The sequence below is a fragment of the Brumimicrobium oceani genome (assembly GCF_003143775.1).
GTDB lineage: Bacteria > Bacteroidota > Bacteroidia > Flavobacteriales_D > Crocinitomicaceae > Brumimicrobium > Brumimicrobium oceani.
In genome coordinates this window covers 187,495-208,417 of sequence record NZ_QFRJ01000002.1, presented here as the reverse complement: position 1 = coordinate 208,417, position 20,923 = coordinate 187,495, and the positions used below count along the sequence as shown (strand labels likewise).

General features: G+C 35.5%; 20 protein-coding genes. 13 read left to right on the top strand and 7 right to left on the bottom strand.

The genetic code is table 11. The annotated features are described in order from the left end of the window. The first annotated feature begins 67 nt into the window (after nucleotides 1-67). The 4 genes from DIT68_RS03765 (at nucleotide 68) to DIT68_RS03750 (ending at nucleotide 3,230) form a co-directional block, all read left to right on the top strand. The gene (locus DIT68_RS03765) at nucleotides 68-1,159 is read left to right on the top strand and encodes a DUF4249 family protein (RefSeq protein ID WP_158276104.1); all 1,092 of its coding nucleotides are present in this window, start codon (nucleotides 68-70) and stop codon (nucleotides 1,157-1,159) included. Nucleotides 1,160-1,526: 367 nt separating this feature from the next. Next, the gene (locus DIT68_RS03760) at nucleotides 1,527-2,108 is read left to right on the top strand and encodes an RNA polymerase sigma factor (RefSeq protein ID WP_109358478.1); all 582 of its coding nucleotides are present in this window, start codon (nucleotides 1,527-1,529) and stop codon (nucleotides 2,106-2,108) included. Then, nucleotides 2,105-2,290 carry a hypothetical protein gene (locus DIT68_RS03755; protein ID WP_109358477.1) on the top strand — a complete coding sequence of 62 codons (186 nt, stop codon included), beginning with the start codon at nucleotides 2,105-2,107 and terminating at the stop codon, nucleotides 2,288-2,290. Before DIT68_RS03760 ends, DIT68_RS03755 begins: the two co-directional genes overlap by 4 nt. A gap of 130 nt (nucleotides 2,291-2,420) precedes the next feature. Next, nucleotides 2,421-3,230 carry a T9SS-dependent choice-of-anchor J family protein gene (locus tag DIT68_RS03750; protein ID WP_109358476.1) on the top strand — a complete coding sequence of 270 codons (810 nt, stop codon included), beginning with the start codon at nucleotides 2,421-2,423 and terminating at the stop codon, nucleotides 3,228-3,230. A 111-nt stretch (nucleotides 3,231-3,341) separates the two neighbouring features. Here the strand turns inward: DIT68_RS03750 and DIT68_RS03745 are convergent, their stop codons facing one another. Beyond that, nucleotides 3,342-3,605: a hypothetical protein gene (locus DIT68_RS03745; protein WP_109358475.1), complete on the bottom strand. Its 264-nt coding sequence runs from the start codon at nucleotides 3,603-3,605 to the stop codon at nucleotides 3,342-3,344. A 116-nt stretch (nucleotides 3,606-3,721) separates the two neighbouring features. On the opposite strand from DIT68_RS03745, the gene DIT68_RS03740 reads away from it, so the two are divergent. Genes DIT68_RS03740 through DIT68_RS03730 form a run of 3 tightly spaced genes read left to right on the top strand, consistent with a single transcriptional unit; the run spans nucleotide 3,722 to nucleotide 6,198 of the window. Next, on the top strand, nucleotides 3,722-4,831 hold the full coding sequence (locus DIT68_RS03740) for a hypothetical protein (RefSeq protein ID WP_146194112.1): 1,110 nt from the start codon (nucleotides 3,722-3,724) through the stop codon (nucleotides 4,829-4,831). Nucleotide 4,832: 1 nt separating this feature from the next. Then, on the top strand, nucleotides 4,833-5,423 hold the full coding sequence (locus DIT68_RS03735; RefSeq protein WP_109358473.1) for an RNA polymerase sigma factor: 591 nt from the start codon (nucleotides 4,833-4,835) through the stop codon (nucleotides 5,421-5,423). Then, nucleotides 5,413-6,198, top strand: coding sequence for a hypothetical protein (locus tag DIT68_RS03730; RefSeq protein WP_109358472.1), 786 nt, complete (start codon nucleotides 5,413-5,415; stop codon nucleotides 6,196-6,198). Before DIT68_RS03735 ends, DIT68_RS03730 begins: the two co-directional genes overlap by 11 nt. Nucleotides 6,199-6,308: 110 nt before the next feature. Here the strand turns inward: DIT68_RS03730 and DIT68_RS03725 are convergent, their stop codons facing one another. Next, nucleotides 6,309-6,890 (bottom strand): YqgE/AlgH family protein, encoded by a 582-nt coding sequence (locus DIT68_RS03725; RefSeq protein WP_109358471.1) that lies wholly within the window; start codon nucleotides 6,888-6,890, stop codon nucleotides 6,309-6,311. A gap of 186 nt (nucleotides 6,891-7,076) precedes the next feature. Here DIT68_RS03725 and DIT68_RS03720 point away from each other — a divergent pair, with 186 nt between their 5' ends. Next, nucleotides 7,077-7,484, top strand: a complete 408-nt coding sequence (locus DIT68_RS03720; RefSeq protein WP_109358470.1) for a zinc-ribbon domain-containing protein — start codon at nucleotides 7,077-7,079, stop codon at nucleotides 7,482-7,484. Nucleotides 7,485-7,803: 319 nt separating this feature from the next. Here the strand turns inward: DIT68_RS03720 and DIT68_RS03715 are convergent, their stop codons facing one another. Then, a complete protein-coding gene (locus DIT68_RS03715; protein ID WP_146194111.1) occupies nucleotides 7,804-10,260 on the bottom strand; it encodes a putative LPS assembly protein LptD in 2,457 nt (818 codons plus the stop codon). Nucleotides 10,261-10,420: 160 nt separating this feature from the next. On the opposite strand from DIT68_RS03715, the gene DIT68_RS03710 reads away from it, so the two are divergent. The 5 genes from DIT68_RS03710 to DIT68_RS03690 all read left to right on the top strand — a co-directional run bounded on the left by DIT68_RS03710 (nucleotide 10,421) and on the right by DIT68_RS03690 (nucleotide 15,336). Continuing rightward, complete coding sequence (locus DIT68_RS03710) at nucleotides 10,421-11,569, top strand: N-acetylmuramoyl-L-alanine amidase family protein (RefSeq protein WP_146194110.1); 1,149 nt, start codon at nucleotides 10,421-10,423, stop codon at nucleotides 11,567-11,569. A gap of 65 nt (nucleotides 11,570-11,634) precedes the next feature. Beyond that, nucleotides 11,635-12,675: an MlaD family protein gene (locus tag DIT68_RS03705; protein WP_158276103.1), complete on the top strand. Its 1,041-nt coding sequence runs from the start codon at nucleotides 11,635-11,637 to the stop codon at nucleotides 12,673-12,675. 17 nt (nucleotides 12,676-12,692) lie between these two features. After that, complete coding sequence (locus tag DIT68_RS03700) at nucleotides 12,693-14,033, top strand: (Fe-S)-binding protein (protein WP_109358466.1); 1,341 nt, start codon at nucleotides 12,693-12,695, stop codon at nucleotides 14,031-14,033. A 29-nt stretch (nucleotides 14,034-14,062) separates the two neighbouring features. Then, nucleotides 14,063-14,857, top strand: a complete 795-nt coding sequence (locus DIT68_RS03695) for a (Fe-S)-binding protein (RefSeq protein ID WP_109358465.1) — start codon at nucleotides 14,063-14,065, stop codon at nucleotides 14,855-14,857. 2 nt (nucleotides 14,858-14,859) lie between these two features. Continuing rightward, on the top strand, nucleotides 14,860-15,336 hold the full coding sequence (locus DIT68_RS03690; protein ID WP_109358464.1) for a hypothetical protein: 477 nt from the start codon (nucleotides 14,860-14,862) through the stop codon (nucleotides 15,334-15,336). A gap of 520 nt (nucleotides 15,337-15,856) precedes the next feature. Here DIT68_RS03690 and DIT68_RS03685 read toward each other — a convergent pair. From DIT68_RS03685 to DIT68_RS03670, 4 genes are all read right to left on the bottom strand, one after another. Beyond that, nucleotides 15,857-17,317: an MltF family protein gene (locus DIT68_RS03685; protein WP_146194109.1), complete on the bottom strand. Its 1,461-nt coding sequence runs from the start codon at nucleotides 17,315-17,317 to the stop codon at nucleotides 15,857-15,859. Nucleotides 17,318-17,482: 165 nt separating this feature from the next. Continuing rightward, nucleotides 17,483-18,079 carry an acyl carrier protein phosphodiesterase gene (locus DIT68_RS03680; protein WP_146194108.1) on the bottom strand — a complete coding sequence of 199 codons (597 nt, stop codon included), beginning with the start codon at nucleotides 18,077-18,079 and terminating at the stop codon, nucleotides 17,483-17,485. A gap of 3 nt (nucleotides 18,080-18,082) precedes the next feature. Next, the gene (locus DIT68_RS03675; RefSeq protein ID WP_109358461.1) at nucleotides 18,083-19,084 is read right to left on the bottom strand and encodes a PorP/SprF family type IX secretion system membrane protein; all 1,002 of its coding nucleotides are present in this window, start codon (nucleotides 19,082-19,084) and stop codon (nucleotides 18,083-18,085) included. Nucleotides 19,085-19,091: 7 nt separating this feature from the next. Beyond that, the gene (locus tag DIT68_RS03670; protein WP_109358460.1) at nucleotides 19,092-20,786 is read right to left on the bottom strand and encodes a PKD domain-containing protein; all 1,695 of its coding nucleotides are present in this window, start codon (nucleotides 20,784-20,786) and stop codon (nucleotides 19,092-19,094) included. Nucleotides 20,787-20,923 lie beyond the last annotated feature (137 nt).

The following is a 20,923-nucleotide window of genomic DNA, read 5'->3' as shown; positions in this document are numbered from 1 at the left end:
TTAATGAGTAAACAGTAATGGTGAGGAATATTTTTTGCTTACTTTTATGCTTCATAAACTTCTATATATGTTTAAAAAAATATTCTTATTTAGTTTAGGCTTGGCTTTTTTATCAAGTTGTGAAACAAAATTCAGCGTTAATGGCGAATATGTTGAAACACCAATTGTACACTTCTTACTCGATCAGGGTAAAGAAATACAGTATTTAAAATTGAACAGAACCTTTCTAAAAGAAGGAAATGCGAATGAGTTTGCGAAACAACCAGAATTGTCTTATTTTGATAATGTGGATGCCACTGTCGAAGAAATTAAGGATGGTGTTACTTTAAGAACTTGGACGCTAAAAGACACAGTGATTAAAAATAAAAAGGAGGGAGCTTTTTATGCGCCAGAACAGAAATTATACTTTTTTAGACCGGATTTTGTGGAGATTTCTGGGACTGACACCACCTATTTAGATGAAGATGCATTTTACCGTTTGAAAATTGATATCGATAACGGAAATCACATGGTGAATGGGCAAACCAACTTAGTTTCAGGAGTGAACATTACTTACCCGAAACCTCAGATATCCTTTAATTTTGCAGAATCAGATGTTTCTTCAAATGGGTACAGAAGTACACCGATCAGTTTTTCAAGATCACCAGAAGCAGGGATTTTTAACTTAAAGATACGTTTTGATTACAACGAATTTATTGGTTCTAATTATGAAAAGAAATCTTTATTGTGGCCAGTAGGGGAAATTACAAATTCAGGTACATCAACAAGCGGTGCAACCATTTTTGCTGAGGGGGAACAATTTTATAAGTATCTCCAGAATAATATTGACGAAAACCCTGCCGTAACGAAAAGACAAATTGAAGGTATAGAAATTCAATTGGTTGGTGGTTCTAAAGACTTGTATACTTACATGTTGACTAACGAACCCTCATCTTCTTTGGCGCAAAACAAACCGACCTATTCAAATGTAGATGGCGCCCTAGGTATTTTCTCTTCACGAGTTACAGTTACACAATACAAGGATGCATTTTTTGGAGTGAATTCTAGAGCTTTAAATGAAAACTCAACCAAAGAGCTGTGTAATGGTCAATTTACTGCACCATTGAAGTTTTGTAGCCACTTGGCAAGTGATGTCAATACAAATTTCTCGTGTAACTAAGTTATTTATTTACACAACATAAATTTAATTAATGGATGATTTTCGAATCGTCCATTTTTTTTTGAATCAATTTTCCTTTGTTTATTAGTTTTTCCATGAATTCAAGGAATCTAGCACTAAAAATCAGCTATTGTAGAAAAATAAAGCTCAATTGCTACTGCTTTTTTTGAAATAACAAGTACAAACACAATCCTTGGCTATGGCTAATCTTTTCTACGTCTAAACTTTTAGGCACAATATTTTTTCAATAAACCCGTTAATTAATGTGAAAAGCTTTTTAATTGTTTAACGCATTTAACCCCCAAAAAAAGTTTTTCGCTGTCTGCAAGCAGCAAAATATACCTGTTTAAACCCAATTTTAAAAACTATGAGAACGATAAACCCCATTTACCATCATTCTGACCAGATGCTCAATCAAGAGCAAGAGTGGATAGTATCAGCTAAGGAAAACCCTAAATATTTTGCGCCATTATACGAGAAGTATCATGAACAAATATTTAGATATGTATATCAGAGAATGGATGATAAGCAATCTGCTTACGATGTCACTTCACAAGTGTTTTTAAAAGCCCTGAAGAACATTAAAAAGTTTGAGTACCGTGGAGTACCTTTGGCTTCTTGGCTTTACAGAATAGCCAAAAGTGAGATGAATCAAGCATTCCGTGATAAAAGGGCTAAACGAACAATAAATATTGATGACACGCAAGTAGCTACCTTCATGGAGGTGTTTGAGGAAGAAACAAATAGCATAAATAAAAAGCGTTTGTTTAATGCATTGAGTGAGCTCAACGAATTGGATTTGCAATTAATTGAGTTGCGCTATTTTGAAGAAAGACCTTACCGAGAAATAGGCGATTTGTTGTCTTTCAAAGAGAATAATGCCAAAGTGAAAACATTTCGCGCTTTAGAAAAACTTAAAAAATCATTTAATAAAAATTCACGCTTATGAAACGAAAAGTAGTTTATAATCGGTGGAAAGTTCCCTCCGAGGAAATTCAAAAACAGCAAGATTTTGACTCAATTCTTAAAGGATTGAAAAAAGATTCAACTGGATATTGGAAATCAATAGGATTTTGGGGCACAGTAGGTACGTCCGCTGTTGCCCTATTTTTTGTAATCTCACAATTTTAAAATTATTACTATACGGAAAACTTTTACCTCAAATGTTAACTTATCTTGAATGCAAAATTTGTCTATCGAATTTATTACATTTGTATTGCAAAAATTGATGCGTGTTGCCTCAATTAAATGAATGGAATAGATGAAGAGTGTTTTTACAGTTTTAGCAGTAATTATTAGTTCAAGTTTAATTGGACAAATTTCAATTTTGGAAGAGAATTTTGATTCATCAAGCCTTCCCGCAAATTTTACAATTATTGATAATGACGGAAACACAGTGGCTAATGATGTGCAGGAGTATACAAGTGCTTGGATTATTAAAGAAGATCCGACGGATGCAACGAACGGAACAGCTTCAAGTACTTCCTATTTTAGTCCTGTAGATAGGGCTGACCGTTGGTTAATCACTTCCCAAATGACCCTCGGAGCTTCTGGGAATTTCATTTCATGGAGTGGACTTTCGCATGACGCTTCTTTTCCTGATTCCTATAAAGTGATGATCTCCAAAACAGGTAATTCAATCGCTGATTTTACGGATACCTTAGTTGTTGTGAGTAATGAGCTCCCCGTTTGGAATAAACACACCGAGAATTTAGAAGATTACGCGGGTGAAACAGTGTATTTTGCTTTTGTAAATACAACTTACGACGGATATAAATTATACTTAGACAGTATTTACGTTAGAGAACAAGACCCTTTGTCCACGATGTCGGAGGAAATTAATCTTGCTATTTATCCAAATCCTGTGCTAGATGAAATTGACCTAAATACATCAAATGTGCTTATTGAAAATGTTGAAATATTTAATTCTTTTGGACAAAAAGTGATGGGTGAAAAAATGGAGTCTTCTGCATTTAAGGCTGTTTTAGATGTTTCAGAATTAGGATCTGGAGTTTATTTTGTTGTTGTAGAAACATCCGCAGGTGTTGTTCGGAGAAAAGTGATTAAATAACTACTTACTAAGTTTCGAAAAGTAATTTTAGTAATTACTTACTCCAAATTTTAATTTATTCCTCAATACTGGTTTGTTTTGGGCTTTATCTTAATAGCGAGACTTCATGATCTATAGTCCTAGATTTTTCTTTATGTCAATGTTGTCGGTATATTCATTTAAAATAGATTGATTGTTCTGAATTTCAATCCATCTTATTTCATTAATACAAAACAATATCCACATTTCGACGAAAAAATTAGATACAGCATATAAATGAATCCTGTGATCTCCAAGTTGCCTTACACCTACATACTCTCCTTTATTTTTAAGGACCTCATAGCGCTTTTGCAATGACATTTTAGTGAATTCTTTTTTGCTGATGGAACTCTTCATTTTTAATTGTAATTTAGCTACTCAAGTTTTTAATACTCTTTTTCTAATGGTCTATTATGAATCAAAACTGAACCTTTTCAATCTAAAGATGTACAGCCATAAAAATAAGCATCATTATGTATAAAATACTCATATTATTTATCTTTTTTTCACTGCTAGTGAATGCTCAGAATGTTCCAATAAATTCAAACCAGAGTAACTCTCCGGCTTTGGAAAAACAGGAAAATCAAAAAGTTCAGAGGGATGTTCAATCTAAAAGAGCAAAGCCTTTTCCTTCACAGACCGAGGTTTTTGAATTAAATGTAAATCACTTGCAGTCTGAATTGAAAAGCATTTCATTGTCTCCATATAGGAAAACTCCTACAGCGGAACAACAGCAAAACATGGAGTTGCAATTGAAAGAAATAGCAAGAATAAACAATAATAGTTTTGAATATCATTTACTCAACTATCAAGTAGGAAATTATGATTTTTCAAAAATTGAAAGTTTAGAAAAAGCAGCTTTTATTCGGCCAAATAGTGCTGAAGTACTGAAAGAGTTTAGTGCTTATTTCTATATTACGGATAGGGAGGAAAAGCTCAACCAATATCTAAAAAGTCTACATTCTATGAGGGTTTTTCCAATGAATTTGGACTTATTCGCGGTAAACTTGCTGAAGTCTTTGCCCGCAAATACTATTTTGATTAGTCATGGAGAAAATGATACCTACCCCTTACTTATTCAGCAGAAAATAAAAAACATAAGAAATGATGTGGAAATAATTAGTTTGGAGCATCTACAAAGTGTGGAATATAGAAAACGATTAAAAAAGCGAGGATTTAAGATTCCGAATAACAATATTATTGGAACAGATTTTTTTATAGAATTTATTGAGATGAATAAAAACCAACAAATCATAGCGGCGCCTTCGATGCCCAAGGAGTATTTATCTAAAGGGAAAACGATAAATACCATTGGCCTGGGCTACTCTTTGACTGGGTTTTCGGATGTGAAATTTGATATAAAACAATATGAAGAGGTCTTAAAATCATTAATTACTCAGCACGTTAATCAAGGCGGTAGAAGTGAAGTGTTGAGTAATTATTTACCCTTCTTGTTTAATGTAAGAAATGTGTATTTAAAAAAGATGGATGTTCAATCAATTCATGAAATTGAAGATTTAATGCTTCAGATTGCTAAATTATCTAATAAACAAATTCAGGTAGAAGCGCTTTTGAATAAATAGGATGGGGATATTTAGAGTCAATTATAAAAAACAAAGCGATGAGCATTTGGTGCGACTGATGAGCAAAGGCGATGAACGTGCTTTTGATGAAGTCTATCAACGCTATGGTTCAAAGTTGGCTTATTATTTTACTCGAAAATTAAAGCACGACAAAGAAAAAGGAGAGGACTTTATGCATGATTTGTTTGCCAAATTAATCGATAGACCCGAATTGTTCGATCCCAATAGAAGCTTTAAAACTTGGATTTATTCTGTAGCGAACAACATGTGCATAAACGAGTATAAAAAGATGGCGGTACGGTCAAACACAAATAATGGTATTTCATCAGAATTACAAGTTTCAGCGAACAACCAGCCTATTGAAGAACAATTAAATGAAAAGAATTTTAGTAGTGATTTAGCCAAGTCATTATCAAAATTGGATGAGAAACACCGGGAAGTTTTTGTTATGCGACATATGGATGGATTCTCAGTGAAAGAAGTCGCAGAGGTAATGGGAATTAATGAAGGAACTGTGAAGTCGCGCTTGTTTTATGCGACAAAGAAAATCGCTGGAGTTTTGCAGGCCTATAACCCTATAAATGAAGAATAAAATGGAAGATTTTGTTAAAAATATAATTGTAGAGAAAAGCTATTTTGAATTGACTCCAAAAGAGAAGGAAATTGTTCAAGATTGGGCGTCGAATGAAGAGGAGTTCGATGCTTTAAAAATGACTTTTCTTGCTGTTTCAGATTTCAATATTGAAAATGAAAAACAATTGACACCAAATGTAAAGCAGCGCCTAAATGAAAGGTTTTCGGCTAAACATGCAGTTAAAACTGACGGATTCTTGAATCGCTTTTTAATATTTTTCTTTCCACGAGATACACATGTTTTTAAAAAACCAGCTTTTCAATTGGCAATGATTGCTTTGATTGTAGCGCTTGTTATTCCATTTTTATGGCAAGAAAATCCAGCTCAATATGCGATGAATGAAGAAAACGAAAAATTGGAGGTGGAGAGAGTCCAACCCAAAAAAGTGAGTGAAACAAATGAAACTCATAATAAAGTTGAGTTAAAGGAATTGATTGAGAATAGCAGTGCCGAAATAAAAGAAGTTTCAGTAGATCAGCCCAAACGAGTTGTACCACAGGCGGTAAAAGAACAAGAACAAGAAAGCACTACGTTAAAAAGTGACGACACGGAAGAGATTTATTTGGAGGAAATTGTTCAAGTACCTTCAACAAGTAAAATGGACGCAGAACTTCAACAACTGGATGACTTACCAATGATTTCAAGAAAAGATGCCAACGTGGAATACAAGACACCATCCTCAAAGCAGGTTGAAGCCTCTGAAACATTGGCTTTGTTAACTGCTTTGTATTAGTTTTTTAGGCTTGGTTTTGTTGATTGCCTCAAAAATGAATATATCAATTTTAAACTTGAATGTTTCTTTGTTTTTTTCGAAATAAAAATTAGGGTTAAGCATGAATACTCCTAGTTATCATTGAAGTCTAGGGGCGCGCGCGATAAAATATCATACTTTTTCCCTTCTCTTTTCATAAATCGTTGCCAAATGTCTGTAACGGAAGTGTCCATAATTTCTTGCGAATTTAAAACAGGCGCCACAATCCAATTGTTTCTGTTGATTTCTTCTTCTAACTGACCAGGATCCCAACCAGAATAGCCTAAAAAGAACCTCACCTGTGTTGAATTTGCAGTTCCTTCGTTGAGTTGTTGCGTCAATAAATCATAATCACCACCAATATAAATTCCGTCATCTACCTCTACACTTCCAGGAAGCTGATCTCCTAGTGTATGAATGAAGAAAATATTTTCGGTTTGAACAGGACCGCCAACACTTATGTTGGCTCCGACGTCGGGGAAGTTTTTGGCTACTTCCGATAAATCAATATCTAAATAATTGGTCAACACAAAACCAAAAGTGCCTTCACTGTTGTGGTCACACATGTACACGACAGAGCGACCAAAATAATCGTCTTTAGAAAAAGGGTCGGAAATTAGTACTCGCCCTTTACGCGGTTTTCTTTTGTTTTCAAATGATAAATCAATGGCCATAGCTTCTCTGTGTTGAACTTACAATTATTGTTTCAATATATATAAAATCTTATTAATTCAAATGGGCTAATTTTACTAAATTAATAAATTATTTAGATGAACAGTTTTGAATTGCTATCTTGGTGTTTTAATCTAACTTATAACTAATATATCGCAAAATTATTTTCTGTTAAAACAACTTTTTATATGTATTGTTCGAATTGTGGAAATGAAATATTTAAAGAAGCTAACTTTTGTTCCAACTGTGGAATTAAGTTAGGACCATCCATTAATTCAAAGGAGGTAAATAGTGCGAATAATTTTGAAACATTTAGCTTTTCTTCAAATTTTATTTTAGGAGGAAGCCTGCTCACTCCAGATCGTGTGACCATAACTTCGAGTGAATTAATTTATAGAAAAAGGAACAGTAATTTTATTGGAGTGGACGAAATAGCCATTCCATTTAAACGAATCTCATCATTTGAGTTAGACAGAAGATTAATCAGCACCATGATAGTCGTCTACACCATGGGAAATGAAATAGTGAAACTGAAAAGTTTTTCAATAGGAGATGCTAAGAAAATTCGTAAGGTTTTGAATGAACGGCTTGTTTAATGGAGCATTTATAACTGTGTGCGCCCCAATAATATTTTCCTCTATTTATCAAAAGTGCTAGTTTTAATTTTTCTCTTAGGAAGGATTAATGGAAAGGATTGAATCATAATTATGTACTCCCAAAATTGACCTTTCTCTGTACCTCTCCGGCAGCTGACGGAAATGGTGCTCCGAATTAATTGTTTTAGATCTTAAAGCTGATGTAGTTTTTTGATAGTCAAAATTCCAAGTGACAAACCTTTAATCAGTCATTATACTATCAAAGAATGTCCAGCGCAAACCTCGTTAATAATTAAACCTTAAACATTAAACATCATTATCAAAGGAATTCCGGTGGTTTTCTCAATTCCAATTTGGCACTTTGGAATAGGGCAGAGGTTGCATTAAACCTGATGAGGAAACTTTGCTGTCCACCAACGGGTGTCCAGTAGAATGAAAGCTGCCAGCAGTGCATATCGCGACTTAGGGAAAGACGCGTTTGAGTTAATTCCTTCATATTTAAGTCGTAGCTTGAGTTTAATCCCAACTTCCATCTCTCTGTAAAACTTACATCTCCAGAAAGAACAATATTTTGGTTTCTACTGTATCTTTCATCAGGATTAGATTGGTTCAAGTTTACAAAAAAGGTGTGTGTTAGGTTAATTTTCCACGGAATTTCAAAATTGATCACTTCATGTGGATTTAAAGCATAATATTGGAAGTCAGCCCCCCAATGATCGCCCATTATCTCTTGTGTTTTATTAATTTCCTCCCTGGATTCTTTCGCTGTAAAGGTGTAAGTGGTAGAAATATTTGCCTTTGTAACTCGCCCAAAGCCCTGCCCGCTATTAAAAGCATATTCATCATAGAAATTGTCATTACCGTCCCAAGCATAAGGCGACACCGAAGCTCCAGATACAATACTCAACCCTTTGATTGGAGCTATTCTTAAATTGAAGTTAATATCGGAAAACTGCATGGAATCCTTGAAGATGTCATAGTTTCCGCTTATGGAGAAGGCATCAATAATTCTGGTTTTTGTAAACTCTTCGTCAATCGTGTCGTTTCTGTTGCGGTGTTTTAATTCAAAGGTGTTATTTAAGTTGTAGCTGATTAATCCCACTTCTCGGCCTAGACCTTCACGATATAAACTGTTTTCGAAGGGAGAATACTTTACAGTATCACCATTTGGGCCTAAATAATCTGTTCGAAATGAGCTCAGGTTAGGCTGGTATCTCATAGAAATTCGTGGGGTGATTACATGGCGCATTTTCATTCCACTATTGCCGACAAAATTGTAGTATGCATAGAGGTTGGTGGATAATTCTGTTTGGAATGCAACATCTTGCGAAAGACCTAAGCCATCTAAAGTGTCATTGACAATTAGGTTCGAAGAATCTACATAGCGTTTTTCTATAGACTGAAAATTCATTCTCAGGTTGTATTGGGCTGTAGTATTTAATGTCAAGGTTTTCTTGAATAATTGTAAAGGATAATTTGTTCCAATGCGATGTTGGATACCATTTTGCATTTGATTCTCTATTAAATCATACCTTCCTTGTGAAATTAAACTATCACCAAAAATTGCTCTATTTTTTGCTTCAAGGGCATAGGTGACACCAATTTTCTCATAGAATTTTTCTTCTCCAATTTTATTTTTTCGTAATGCTTTAAATGGAAAGAAACGGTTAACATTCACATTTAAAGTCGGTAAGTCAGCATCTATATTCTTGGAAGCGGAGTTTTGTTTTAAGGCTGCTTTTAACCCTATCGTAACAGGTTTTCCGGGGAAACTACGAATTAGGTTGATGTCTGAATTAAAATTGTTTTGAAAGTATTGCTGACTTAAATTGTCCAAGTCTGTCTTACCGCTATTGTCAGATTGAAAATTAACACTAGAGTTAAATCTCCAAAAAGGATTAGCTTTCTGCTCTTGAGAATGCTGCCATTGAACAACAATTTTTTCTTTTCTAATTGAATCTAAAGGGAAAGACTGTCGAAAAGAACTGTATTGTAGATTTAAGTTTCCGGCAAATTTGTAGTGTTTTTTATAGTCGGTTTGATTTCTAATTTCAAATGTCCCACGAGAATATAAAGTCGCATACATGGTTGTTTGAATATGCTCCGATTGTTTAATTGGGAAATAGTAGCCTAAGTCTTGAAACCCAAATCCGTATTGCGAAACAGGAGTGAACATTGGGAATATAAATCCATTTTGCTCCTCTTCCTGATCTTTTGTAGGGATAACACTAAAAGGAAGTCCTAAAGGAGTCGGAATTCCTTTAACCCACAGATTAACAGGGCCAGTGGCAATTCTTTCGCTAGGAACCATCACTGCTTTGGAAAGTTGAAAGTGGAAGTGAGGGTCGTCTAATTCGCAAGTGGTAAATTTACCTTGAGTAAAGTGTACTTGCTCATTTTTTTGACGCTTTGCAACTCCCATTTGAAGGTACATTTCTTCTTGCTTGGTTTTTAATTCCTCGATAAAACCTTTTTCTGTCTCAAAATTATAGCGAATGCTTGCCGCAGTAAAAGACTGTGTTCCTTCTTCAAATTTCGGAATCCCTACCCTGTTTCCTTCCTCATCTATGGTGTAAATGGCATAGATTTCACTTTTATCGGTGTCTAGTTCAATGAGGTCTGCAGTCATTTTGATGCCATCATATTCAACAATAGCATCACCGTAAATGGATATTTTGTTTGTCTTTAGATTAGCAACTATTGAATCTGTACAAGAGTAGGTAACACGAGATTCTAGAGCATCTTTGGTTCTGTAAATACGCTTTTTCTCTTGCACTTGAAGAGAGTCTTGAGCGTAAAATGAAGGTGTTAATAGAATTATTAACAATCCAACGACGAAAAAATGCGTTATGGAATATTTTTTGCTCAATAGGAACTCGTAAATTTGTATATAATAGATAAACTAAACGGATGCAAATCTAAAAAATTACATTGTTGTGTGGTCAAAAAAAATTAAAACAATAGTATTATTTACACTTCTGTGGTCTGTTCTTCCAATGTTCGCACAAGAAAATCTAAATGACGTTTTGTCTAATGGGATTAGAACTGTAGTAATTGACCCGGGACATGGAGGGAAAGATCCAGGATGTCATGGTGGAATTACCAATGAGAAAACTGTGGTTTTAGCTATAGGTTTAAAATTGGGAGAGTACATTAAAAGTAAGTATCCACATATAAAAGTGATTTACACCAGAGATTCAGATAAATTTGTAGAGTTAGATCAGCGCGCTAAATTGGCTAATGACAACCATGCCGATGTCTTTATTTCTATTCATGCCAATGCCGCGGGTTCTGCAGCCTATGGTACAGAAACTTACGTTTTAGGACTTCACAGAACTGAAAGTCAAGAACAAGTAGCAGAGCGGGAGAACAGCACAATCTTATTTGAGGAGAATAGTGACGAGAAATACAAAGACTTCGAGTTAACTCCGGATGCTATTATTGCCAGACAATTGCAGTTAAGCGTTTTCTTAAATCAAAGTATCAACTTAGCTTCAAAAATTCAAGCACAATTTAAAGGCATAGGTCGCCGTGATAGAGGGGTTAAGCAAGCTGGGTTTATTGTCTTGTACAAAACTACAATGCCTAGTGTTTTAATTGAAACTGGATTTCTGACCAATAGCTCTGAGGAAAAGTTCTTGCATGACCCAGTGAATCAAATTAAAATGGCAAATGTAATTTTCAAGGCTTTTCAAGAATATGTGGCCGAGATAGAAGGAGTAAATACTTTGGTTGAAAACGGTGCTGGTTTTGAAGCTTCTATTGAAGAAATTAAACAAAGTGATGAAAATGAAAAGATTGTATTCAAAGAAGAGAAAGACAAAGTTTACTTTAAAGTTCAGGTAGAAACATCACGTGTGCCATTATCAGTAAACCATAAAAGGTTTAATAATGTGGCAGTGAAAGAATACAAACAAGATGGTTTATATAAGTACACAGCTGGTTTGTTTGAAAATGATTTTCAGGCGGCCAATGAATATAAAGTTGAAATGCAAAGTATTGGTTTTGAGTATGCCTTTGTGGTAGGCTTTGTGAATGGTAAAAGAATTCCAATTGCAGAGGCAATTAAATTAGCCAAGAAATAGAATTTCTGCTACTTTAGTAAAGTATTTATGAATTTATCCGTTATTTTAGCACAAAATCAAGAGTATTGAAAGTATCAAAAGAATTCAAAATAGGTTTAGCCGTAATTTTATCTACCGCATTACTCATTTTTGGGGTAAATTACCTCAAAGGAAACAGTTTCTTTGGTGGTGATGATGTGTATTATGCGTACTTCCCAACGTCAGGGGCCTTAACTCCTTCTTCTTCAGTAACCTTAAATGGAGTAGAAGTGGGGAAAGTGGTGACTGTAGACTTGGTAAACCCAAATAATTACACGGACCCGAATAAAAGAGTATTGATTAAGTTTAATATTCATACGGAAGGCCTAAGTTTGGCAAAAGGCTCAGGTATTAAAATTGTTCCTGGAGTTTTAAGTACTGGTGTTCACATCGAACAAAACTTTATTGCTGAAAAGGGATATTATGCGATTGGAGACACCCTAGATGGAACAGTAAGCCAGGAAATTACGGAACAAATTGAATCAGAATTATTGCCGATTAAGAGGAAGATGGAGAATCTAATTACCTCAATTGACAATATCGTAAATTCAATCACGGTCTTTTGGGATACTTCAGCAGCAACAACTCTTGATGAAGGATTAAACGAGGTTAAAATTGCGATTTCAAGATTTGGTAGGGTGGCCTATAACATCGATAACATGATTCTAGATGAAAAAGCTAAACTGGGAAGAATCTTTGATAACGTTGAGAACATAACGCACAACTTTAAGGAAACCAACATGGAAATTCAGAAGGTTGTAGGAAATATGGGAGAATTGACGGATTCATTATTAACGGTTGATTTTAAATCTGCAATTGGTGAGGCAACGGTAACCTTACAAAATTTAAATGGCTTATTAGAAGAAGCCGCGGATGGAAATGGAACCCTTGGTAAGTTGCTGAAGGATGAACAATTGTATGATGAGTTGAACACAACTAACGAGAGACTTCAAAACTTAGTTGAGGACATTAAAGTTCATCCAGAAAGGTACATTCATTTCTCTGTTTTCGGATCTAAAACAAAAGGAGTTCCGATCACTAAAGATGAAGAACGCAAATTGAAAAAAATACTTGACACAATTCAATAATCAATAAACACTAATATATGATATCAATTATAATTTTTGCAGTTTTATTACTTGTCGGATTTGGATTTTTCGCGATGAATGCGAATAAAATTCGAGCAAATATTTTAATGGGACGTGATGTAGATCGCTCCGATAACAAAGGGGAAAGGTTAAAAGTGATGACGCTCATTGCTCTAGGTCAAAAAAAGATGTTTAAACGTCCTATCCCAGCAATCTTACACTTGTGTTTATATGTAGCTTTTGTAATTACACAAATTGAATTGATAGAAATTATTGCAGATGGATTATCAGGTGAACACAGATTGTTTAGGTCTTCATTAGGAGGTTTTTATACCTTTATGATATCATTTATCGAAGTGCTTTCTGTTTTGGCTTTTGTAGCTACTTTCTTATTCTTAGCAAGAAGAAATCTATTGAAAATTCCGCGTTTCAACATGAAAGAAATGAAAGGATGGCCAAAAGTAGATGGTAACCTTATTTTGGTAATGGAGTTGATTTTAATCACCTTTATTTTTATGATGAATGGTGCGGATGAAGTGCTTTACGCTCAAGGTCTTTCCCATGCCGAAAATCTTGGTGATCAATCCTTAGGGTTTGCTATATCTCAGTATGTGGGGCCAGCCCTTTTTGGTGGAATGAGTGAATCATCATTAATTATGGTGGAAAGAATTGGTTGGTGGGGACACATTTTAATGGTGTTTACTTTTTTAAATTACCTTCCTTTCTCTAAGCATTTCCACATTATTTTAGCTTTTCCAAACACCTATTTCTCTAATTTAAATCCTCAAGGTAAAGCAACCAACATGGAGGCAGTGATGAAAGAAGTGAAATTGATGATGGATCCAGATGCAGATCCATACGCTATGCCGGAAGAGGGTGAAGGAGAAGCTGAGGTGCAAAGATTTGGAGCGAAAGATGTTGAGGATTTGTCTTGGAAGAACTTATTGGATGCATACACTTGTACAGAATGTGGAAGATGTACTTCAAATTGTCCGGCAAACAGAACGGGGAAACTTCTTTCTCCTAGAAAAATTATGATGGACACCAGAGACCGATTGGAAGAAAAAGGTGCTGGTTTACGTAAAAATGGAAAAGATTATGACGATGGTAAGAGTTTACTGAATGACTACATTACCGAAGAAGAATTGTGGGCATGTACTTCATGTAATGCCTGTGTTGAAGCTTGTCCTGTAAATATTGACCCATTGTCTATAATTACAGACATGCGTCGTTACCTTGTAATGGAAGAGTCAAAAGTACCAACAGAATTGGCAGGAATGATATCTAACATTGAGAACAACGGTGCTCCATGGCAATTTAGTCCAGAAGACAGATTGAATTGGAGAGACGAAGAATAATAGTATAAATTGATTACAAATAAATATTTATGAGCAATTTGATGAAAGTACCTACAATGGCAGAAATGACAGCGAACGGAGAAGTTCCTGAGATCCTGTTCTGGGTAGGTTGTTCAGGGAGTTTTGACGATAGAGCCAAAAAAATAACCAAAGCAATAGTTAAGATTCTTAATAAATGTGAGGTAAAATTTGCTGTTCTAGGTGCAGAAGAGTCTTGCACAGGAGACCCGGCAAAACGTGCGGGAAACGAATTTGTTTTCCAAATGCAAGCCATGCAAAACATCGAAGTTTTAGATGCCTACGAGATTAAGAAAATCGTTACAGGATGTCCTCATTGTTTCAATACTATGAAAAATGAGTATCCAGAATTAGGCGGAAACTATGAAGTGATTCACCACACACAATTGATTCAATCTTTAATTGAAGAAGGAAAATTGAAAGTGGAAGGTGGAGATACCTTCAAAGGAAAGAAAATTACTTTTCATGATCCATGCTACCTTGGACGAGGAAATAATGTTTACGAAGCACCAAGAGAAATGCTTCGTAAATTGGACGCAGAATTGGTAGAAATGAAGAACTGCAAAGCCAAAGGATTATGCTGTGGTGCAGGAGGTGCTCAAATGTTCAAGGAAGCTGAAAAAGGGGACAAAGAAGTGAACGTTCTACGTACGGAAGAAGCGATGGAGGTTAAACCAAATATCATTGCAACTGGTTGTCCATTCTGTAACACAATGATGACGGATGGAGTGAAAAATAAGGATCAAGAAGGAAATATTCAAGTAATAGATGTTGCTGAATTAATTGCTTCTGCAGCAGATTTATAATTATGGAAGCTTCAAATAAAAATCTGTTTACTCAATTTCCAGATCAATCAAAAATTTGGTTATACCAGAGCGATAGAGCACTGAGTCAGGACGAAATAAAACAGCTTGAAAGTGAACTAACTTCCTTCGTTGAGGGTTGGGCAGCACATGGAAGTAAATTATGGGCAGGAGCCAAGGTGTTGAATCCTTATTATGCAGTGGTTGCTGTAAATGATTCTTTAGTTCCGCCATCAGGTTGCTCTGTTGATGCATCAGTGCACAAAATGAAAGACCTTGGCTTAGAAATGGGTATTAATTTTTTCGATAGAATGAAGGTTACCATTCAGGAGGGACAAGAGTTAAAACAAGTTCATTTTTCAGATTTAAACGCTCATCCGGATGCTTTGGTGTTTGATCCGCTGGTCTCATCTTTGGGTGAACTAAGAAATGCATGGCCTAGACGAATTCAGGACAGCAACTTTGCGCATATCTTAGGTTAGTAGCATAAGAATCCAAGGGGCTCGATAGAGTACCTATTTGGTTTGATGTATATTTTACGAAGTAAACTTGTTAAAATGTCCTTACCTCTAGATTAGGGAAAGGGAAAAACATAATTTGACAGTAACTGATGTTTTACAGAGGGTTCAAAAGGGAAGGAGATAAAATGAATGAAGTTCGTACACGAACAATTTTATCTTCTTCCCTTTTTCTGTTCTATACATTATCTCAATTTTAGCGTGAGACTCGATCTTGGATTAAAAGCCATGAATTTATTGCCTGATTTTTATATCCAATAAAGCAATCGGATAGCATTCCCAATGAGGTGATTATTTCATTTTATGTGTTCAAAGTAAAGAACACTTCTTTGTCTATGCTTGTGATGAATCATACAGCCTGAGAGTTTTGCCAGGTAGTGATAATCGGAGGATATTTAGACTAAGTGCCCATTGTCTGTTTTGGATAAGACATTATTTAAATGAAAACCTTCGTTGAAATCAGAACTGCGGTAAGCATTTTACCTTAGCTCTCTATAGGGAATGCGGTTTTGTATTCTGTATATCTTATAAAGATAGAACGGACGTAATTGAAGGTCTCAGAGCCTCTCATATATCCGTAATAGCATACAGGGTCGTGGTAATATTTTGGATTGGATAAATGCTTAATGTAAACCTCAACATTATCATCCCATACCAAAGGATCTTTGCCGTACTTCGAAGCGAGGCGCTGAGCATCTAAGACATGACCAAGTCCTGCATTGTAAGTAGCCATAGCGAACTTAATACGTTGAACAGTGTCTGGAATACTTTCCCATTCTTTGTAGTCTTTTATGATTTTCCTAATTCCTCCGTCAATTTGTACAGCAGGAGGGGAGTCTGGAAATACATTAAATGAAGGTCCTGTTGTAGGCATAAACTGCATTAGCCCATAAGCGCCAGCCCAAGATTCTTGTCCCAACTTAAATTTCGATTCTTGATATATAAGTGCAGCTATTAGTCTCCAATCCCATCCATATTTTGCGGACACATCTTTTATAATGTCATCATACGGTGAGATTTTTGTGCCTTTAATGGAAGAATATTCACTTTTAGACTTTGAAACATTGGAGGTGTTGTTCAAATACTTGTATTTTATATAATTGAAGGTGGATGTCTTCATAAAATCGTCTAACCAAGCATTCAGTCTTTTCCTTAGTAAAGGACTTTGTTTTCTTACCCCAAAGGCAATGCGTTGTTTTACGCTTAACTCCAGTTCTGTGTCAACATTTGTGTAATAACGTTGATTAATCAATGCTACATTTTCATCAACCACTGTATAATCTATAAAACCTTGTGAAACCATTTCAATAACATCTTCTGGAATAATGTTTCCATCCAATGGTTTTAAAATAATGGTATCACCCAATTCGTCTTGTAAATTAACCAATCTGTCATAGTAGCTAGAGTTTTTCCAAACATGAATGGTTTTTCGAGATAATTGTGCAGGATCACGAATGAGCTCTTTTTCCCATATACTTTTTCTGATTGTACGCCAGTTATCGGGCTTTCGTTGAACTAAAACCTGGGAGGTTCTCATAATTGGTTTCGTAAAGTCAATTTTATTCCTTCGGTCTTTAGTTACCGTGTAGTTACAGGCGATTACATCACCTTCTCCGTCATTTAATTGATTAATTATATTATCTAAATCCTGAACAACTTTAATTTCTAGTTTTACCCCTATTTCCTTAGCAAACTCATTTAGAATTTCGTATTCTAATCCCATTTTATGTCCTCTGTATATAAAATAGCTTGTAGCACTGTTCTCCGCCAAAATGGTAAGTTTCTTGGCTTTTAAAATTTCTCCTAAATCATTTTGCTTTTTCTCAACAGCTTTTCCAACAACATTATTGTCTTTACTCTTGGTGTTTTGACAGCTATATGTGCTAAACATCAACACCGAAATACAGAGGAGAGTAGAAGAATATATTGTTAGTTTTCTTGTCAAGATATGGGATTTGTTTGTTAAATATAATAAAAAATATCAATAGCTGATAACTTTGGTGCTAAATAGGATTGTAAATAATGCAGTTGATTGTAGACAATCTAGGTGTAGTCCTCATTTAATACTTCGAGAAAACAACTGTTAATAGAGCATGTCATGTGCTTTCTATTACTTCTTGTTGAATCTTCTTATGGCGTCTTTCATATAGATTTGAAATACCTTTTCGATTAACTGTTCGTTAGCATTAAATACTGCAACCGCTTTATCTAGGTTATTGGGAAAGGATATTCTCCGTGATAAACCTTCTGAAGCCAATTGTAGCCCTTCAATGTTGGCGTACCTTCTTAATAAATCATGTTTTTTAATTGCTTGGAGTAGATCAACGAAGTTTGAAGGATAATTAAAATTGGATTTTGGATCGAGTAAATTGCTTGAAATACTAGTGTAGTCCAAAAATCCAGAAACAAATAGGTCTAAAGAAGTCGGGTGGTATTTTTTCCAGTTTTTAGCCAATAAGTGATCAAAATATAGATCGATGGCGATGCCTGCAATTTTAGGTAGTGAATTATACAAATGAAGTCTTAGCTCTGTAACTACCGGATGATGATCTACGAAGTCATCAATTTGTCGGTGTAATAATACTCCTTCTTGAACGATTTTAGGAAGGTAGGTGTAGTCTTTACCTTTAACAAAGTCGCCAAACAAGTTGGCGACCATTAAATTGTGTTTTTCCTTAGAGAAATATAGATGTCCTAGATAATTCAAAAACTAGTATATAAATCTTCCTTTTCTGTTGATCATGATATCGTAAACAAATGCGATTTCAAATCCTCCAATACTTCTTGATGCCGGTAACATAGTGTTGACATTCGAATCATAAGAAGCGGCGATTGTCATTCCTTTAAATGAATATTGGAAATTCAATACGATAGCATCCTGAACTCTGTGGTAAATCCCGAAAGAGAATACGGTTGGCGTATAAAATGTTGTTCTTTTCGAAGCGTCTTGTAGATAGTAATCAAAGTTGGTTCCGAAAATGATATTTCTATTTGGTCCTTGGAACATGGCCATTGCTTGAGGAGAAATTCCAAAATCACTATTGTAGAATCTATGACTCATTCCAAACTGTCCCATGTATCTAATGTACATGTTGTCCTGAACATTAAAGTCTAACTTTGGTTCCAAGATATGATTTGCAGAAAATCCTAAATATACCTTGTTCTTCTCTCTGGTTTCAAATTTATAGAATATTCCAGCTCCTAAATCAAAGTTTGATGCGCTAGAGTTATTCAAACCTTCAGGTGATGTATTTGGGTTAAATGCATAGCCGTTCCATTGGCTTTCCCAAGTTAAAGAGCTATTTCCTAATGAACGCTGGTATAAACCAGGTGAAACTCCAATTGAAATAGAATTTTCGTCATTAAAAAATATGTGATAAGAAATAGGCAGAGTAAAATGATTTACCATATAACGTCCGTCACCACTCATGTCATTTATAAAAGAAGCTCCTAAACCAAAGTAGTTTTTGCGGGTTTGCGACCTTAAGATTTTACCTTCTACAGAAGCGGAAATCGTTTGGAAGGGTTTGTCCGTTACGCTAAAATACTGGGATCTAAAATTCGTAAATAACCTTATGTCGTTATCATTTGTTCCTACAGAAGCTGCATTGTGTTGTAGGTTATTCTTGAACCACATGCTGAAATTGTTACCTTGCTGAGCTGAGGCAAATAAAACAGTGGTTAATGCAACTGATAATAATGTAAATTTCATCTTGATATTATTTTACAAGTGTAACATTTCCTGATACTTCACTCGTTGTACCATCAATGAGTGTATAACTTAAGGTGTAAACGAAAACACCTTGGTTTAATGGTTCGCCATTATGTTTTCCGTCCCAACCTTCTCTTAAGTCAGTTGTTGAGAAAACCAATTGCCCATAGCGATTATAGATTTTAAAGTCTATTTCGGTAATTCCGATTCCTAATACATTTAATCTGTCGTTTTTTCCATCATTGTTCGGTGAAAAAGCACTTGGCACTTCAACTATTTCCTCGAAAGGAATATACACTGTTACTGTATCATATCCTACACATCCGTTTAAGTCTGTGAGCGAAACAGTGTAAGGAGTCGTGATAACAGGTGTTGCAAATACTGCGACACAAGTATCACAATCTACGCTTTCTGAAGGCTCCCAATATATAAAGCCTTGTTGGTCTGGAATAGCTCCCAGTGCAGCAGCACCTCCTAATGCGATTATCGTGTCCTCAAATGCAGTAATTGTTGGTAGGTCTAACACTGTAAGTGTTTGTACTATTGTGTCTGTCCCTAAAGAGTTTGTTGCGATTAGAGAAATAGCATACGATCCTGGTTGATCAAAACAAACATTACTAGGATTTTGATTAATTGAGAAAGCAGGAGAGGCGCCTCCAAAGTCCCAATTCCATGTGGATGGGTTTCCTTCAGACTCATCCGTAAAGTCAATACAAGAACCAGCACAAACCACGAGCGTGTCAGTAGAGAAGTTCGCCGTTGGAGGCGCTAAGTCACAGTTCTGTACCATAATTTGGTAGGTGATGTCGTCTGTTCCGTTATCATCTGTTACCGTTAGCTTAACATTATATGTTCCAGCAGTTGAATAACAAATGTTTGTCGGATTTTGGACATTTGATGTTAAAGTATTCGCACCATTGAATGACCAAGTCCAAGAATTAACGTTTGTTCCTACAGACATGTCCATAAAGTTTACGCACTCATTTTCGCATATTGTAAAAGATGTTGCTCCGAAATCCGCAATTGGATTATTTGGTGGTGTTGCATTGGTTGAAAGTACTAGATTGTTTACCGCGAAAGAAGGTGCGTTAATTGTTGCTCCGTCATTGTCGTTCGTCCAATTAAAAGCAAATCTTAAATCTGGCTGATTCTCTACAGCTACTGGTAGATTTATAGTTTCTCCACTCCATTCACTGCTGTTTGTTCCACATGCTGTTCCAGGTGTTTGTGTCCATATTACATTCCAGGTAGCTCCAGCGTCAATACTATATTCTAGGACAGCGAAATCCACACCTGCTTGACCAATTCCCATCCAATCAAAATCTAACTGTAATTGAGTTTGGGTTAAAGTCGAGATTCCTGTTGTTAATGCAGCACGTAAGTTCGTGTTACCCGCACCAGCACCCATTCCATTATCTCCAGGGTAATAAACGGCTCCATCGCCGAGAACCCCACAAGCAGGACCTTGACAGCTTACGTGTAATGTTTGGTCACCGTTAAGTTTAGCTCCACATCCCGGAGGAATAACTCCACCTTCCGCATCGCTAATGGCCCAAATATTTGCGTTAGCATCGTTCAATCCAGTTTGGATTGTTAAGTCCCAGTTCCCTGCTGTTCCTTCAAAATCGTCACTCCAGATTTGAGTTTGTCCAAATGTGAAGAGGTAACTTATTAAAAATGAATAAAGTAGTACGTGTTTCATCGCCTATATATGCTTTAATTAGTTTTTATAATAAATTCAAATGTAAATAAAAATTCTTTACAATACGGTACTACAACGAAATCTTAATTTAAAAGTTGTCTTTGCGGTAGTAGATTTCGACATATAATCGCGGTTAA

Excerpts from the sequence above, each read along its gene's own strand:
- DIT68_RS03765 (WP_158276104.1), top strand. The coding sequence starts at position 68 with ATGTTTAAAAAAATATTCTTATTTAGTTTAGGCTTGGCTTTTTTATCA.
- DIT68_RS03760 (WP_109358478.1), top strand. The coding sequence starts at position 1,527 with ATGAGAACGATAAACCCCATTTACCATCATTCTGACCAGATGCTCAAT.
- DIT68_RS03755 (WP_109358477.1), top strand. The coding sequence starts at position 2,105 with ATGAAACGAAAAGTAGTTTATAATCGGTGGAAAGTTCCCTCCGAGGAA.
- DIT68_RS03750 (WP_109358476.1), top strand. The coding sequence starts at position 2,421 with ATGAAGAGTGTTTTTACAGTTTTAGCAGTAATTATTAGTTCAAGTTTA.
- DIT68_RS03745 (WP_109358475.1), bottom strand. The coding sequence starts at position 3,605 with ATGAAGAGTTCCATCAGCAAAAAAGAATTCACTAAAATGTCATTGCAA.
- DIT68_RS03740 (WP_146194112.1), top strand. The coding sequence starts at position 3,722 with ATGTATAAAATACTCATATTATTTATCTTTTTTTCACTGCTAGTGAAT.
- DIT68_RS03735 (WP_109358473.1), top strand. The coding sequence starts at position 4,833 with ATGGGGATATTTAGAGTCAATTATAAAAAACAAAGCGATGAGCATTTG.
- DIT68_RS03730 (WP_109358472.1), top strand. The coding sequence starts at position 5,413 with ATGAAGAATAAAATGGAAGATTTTGTTAAAAATATAATTGTAGAGAAA.
- DIT68_RS03725 (WP_109358471.1), bottom strand. The coding sequence starts at position 6,890 with ATGGCCATTGATTTATCATTTGAAAACAAAAGAAAACCGCGTAAAGGG.
- DIT68_RS03720 (WP_109358470.1), top strand. The coding sequence starts at position 7,077 with ATGTATTGTTCGAATTGTGGAAATGAAATATTTAAAGAAGCTAACTTT.
- DIT68_RS03700 (WP_109358466.1), top strand. The coding sequence starts at position 12,693 with ATGATATCAATTATAATTTTTGCAGTTTTATTACTTGTCGGATTTGGA.
- DIT68_RS03695 (WP_109358465.1), top strand. The coding sequence starts at position 14,063 with ATGAGCAATTTGATGAAAGTACCTACAATGGCAGAAATGACAGCGAAC.
- DIT68_RS03690 (WP_109358464.1), top strand. The coding sequence starts at position 14,860 with ATGGAAGCTTCAAATAAAAATCTGTTTACTCAATTTCCAGATCAATCA.
- DIT68_RS03675 (WP_109358461.1), bottom strand. The coding sequence starts at position 19,084 with ATGAAATTTACATTATTATCAGTTGCATTAACCACTGTTTTATTTGCC.
- DIT68_RS03670 (WP_109358460.1), bottom strand. The coding sequence starts at position 20,786 with ATGAAACACGTACTACTTTATTCATTTTTAATAAGTTACCTCTTCACA.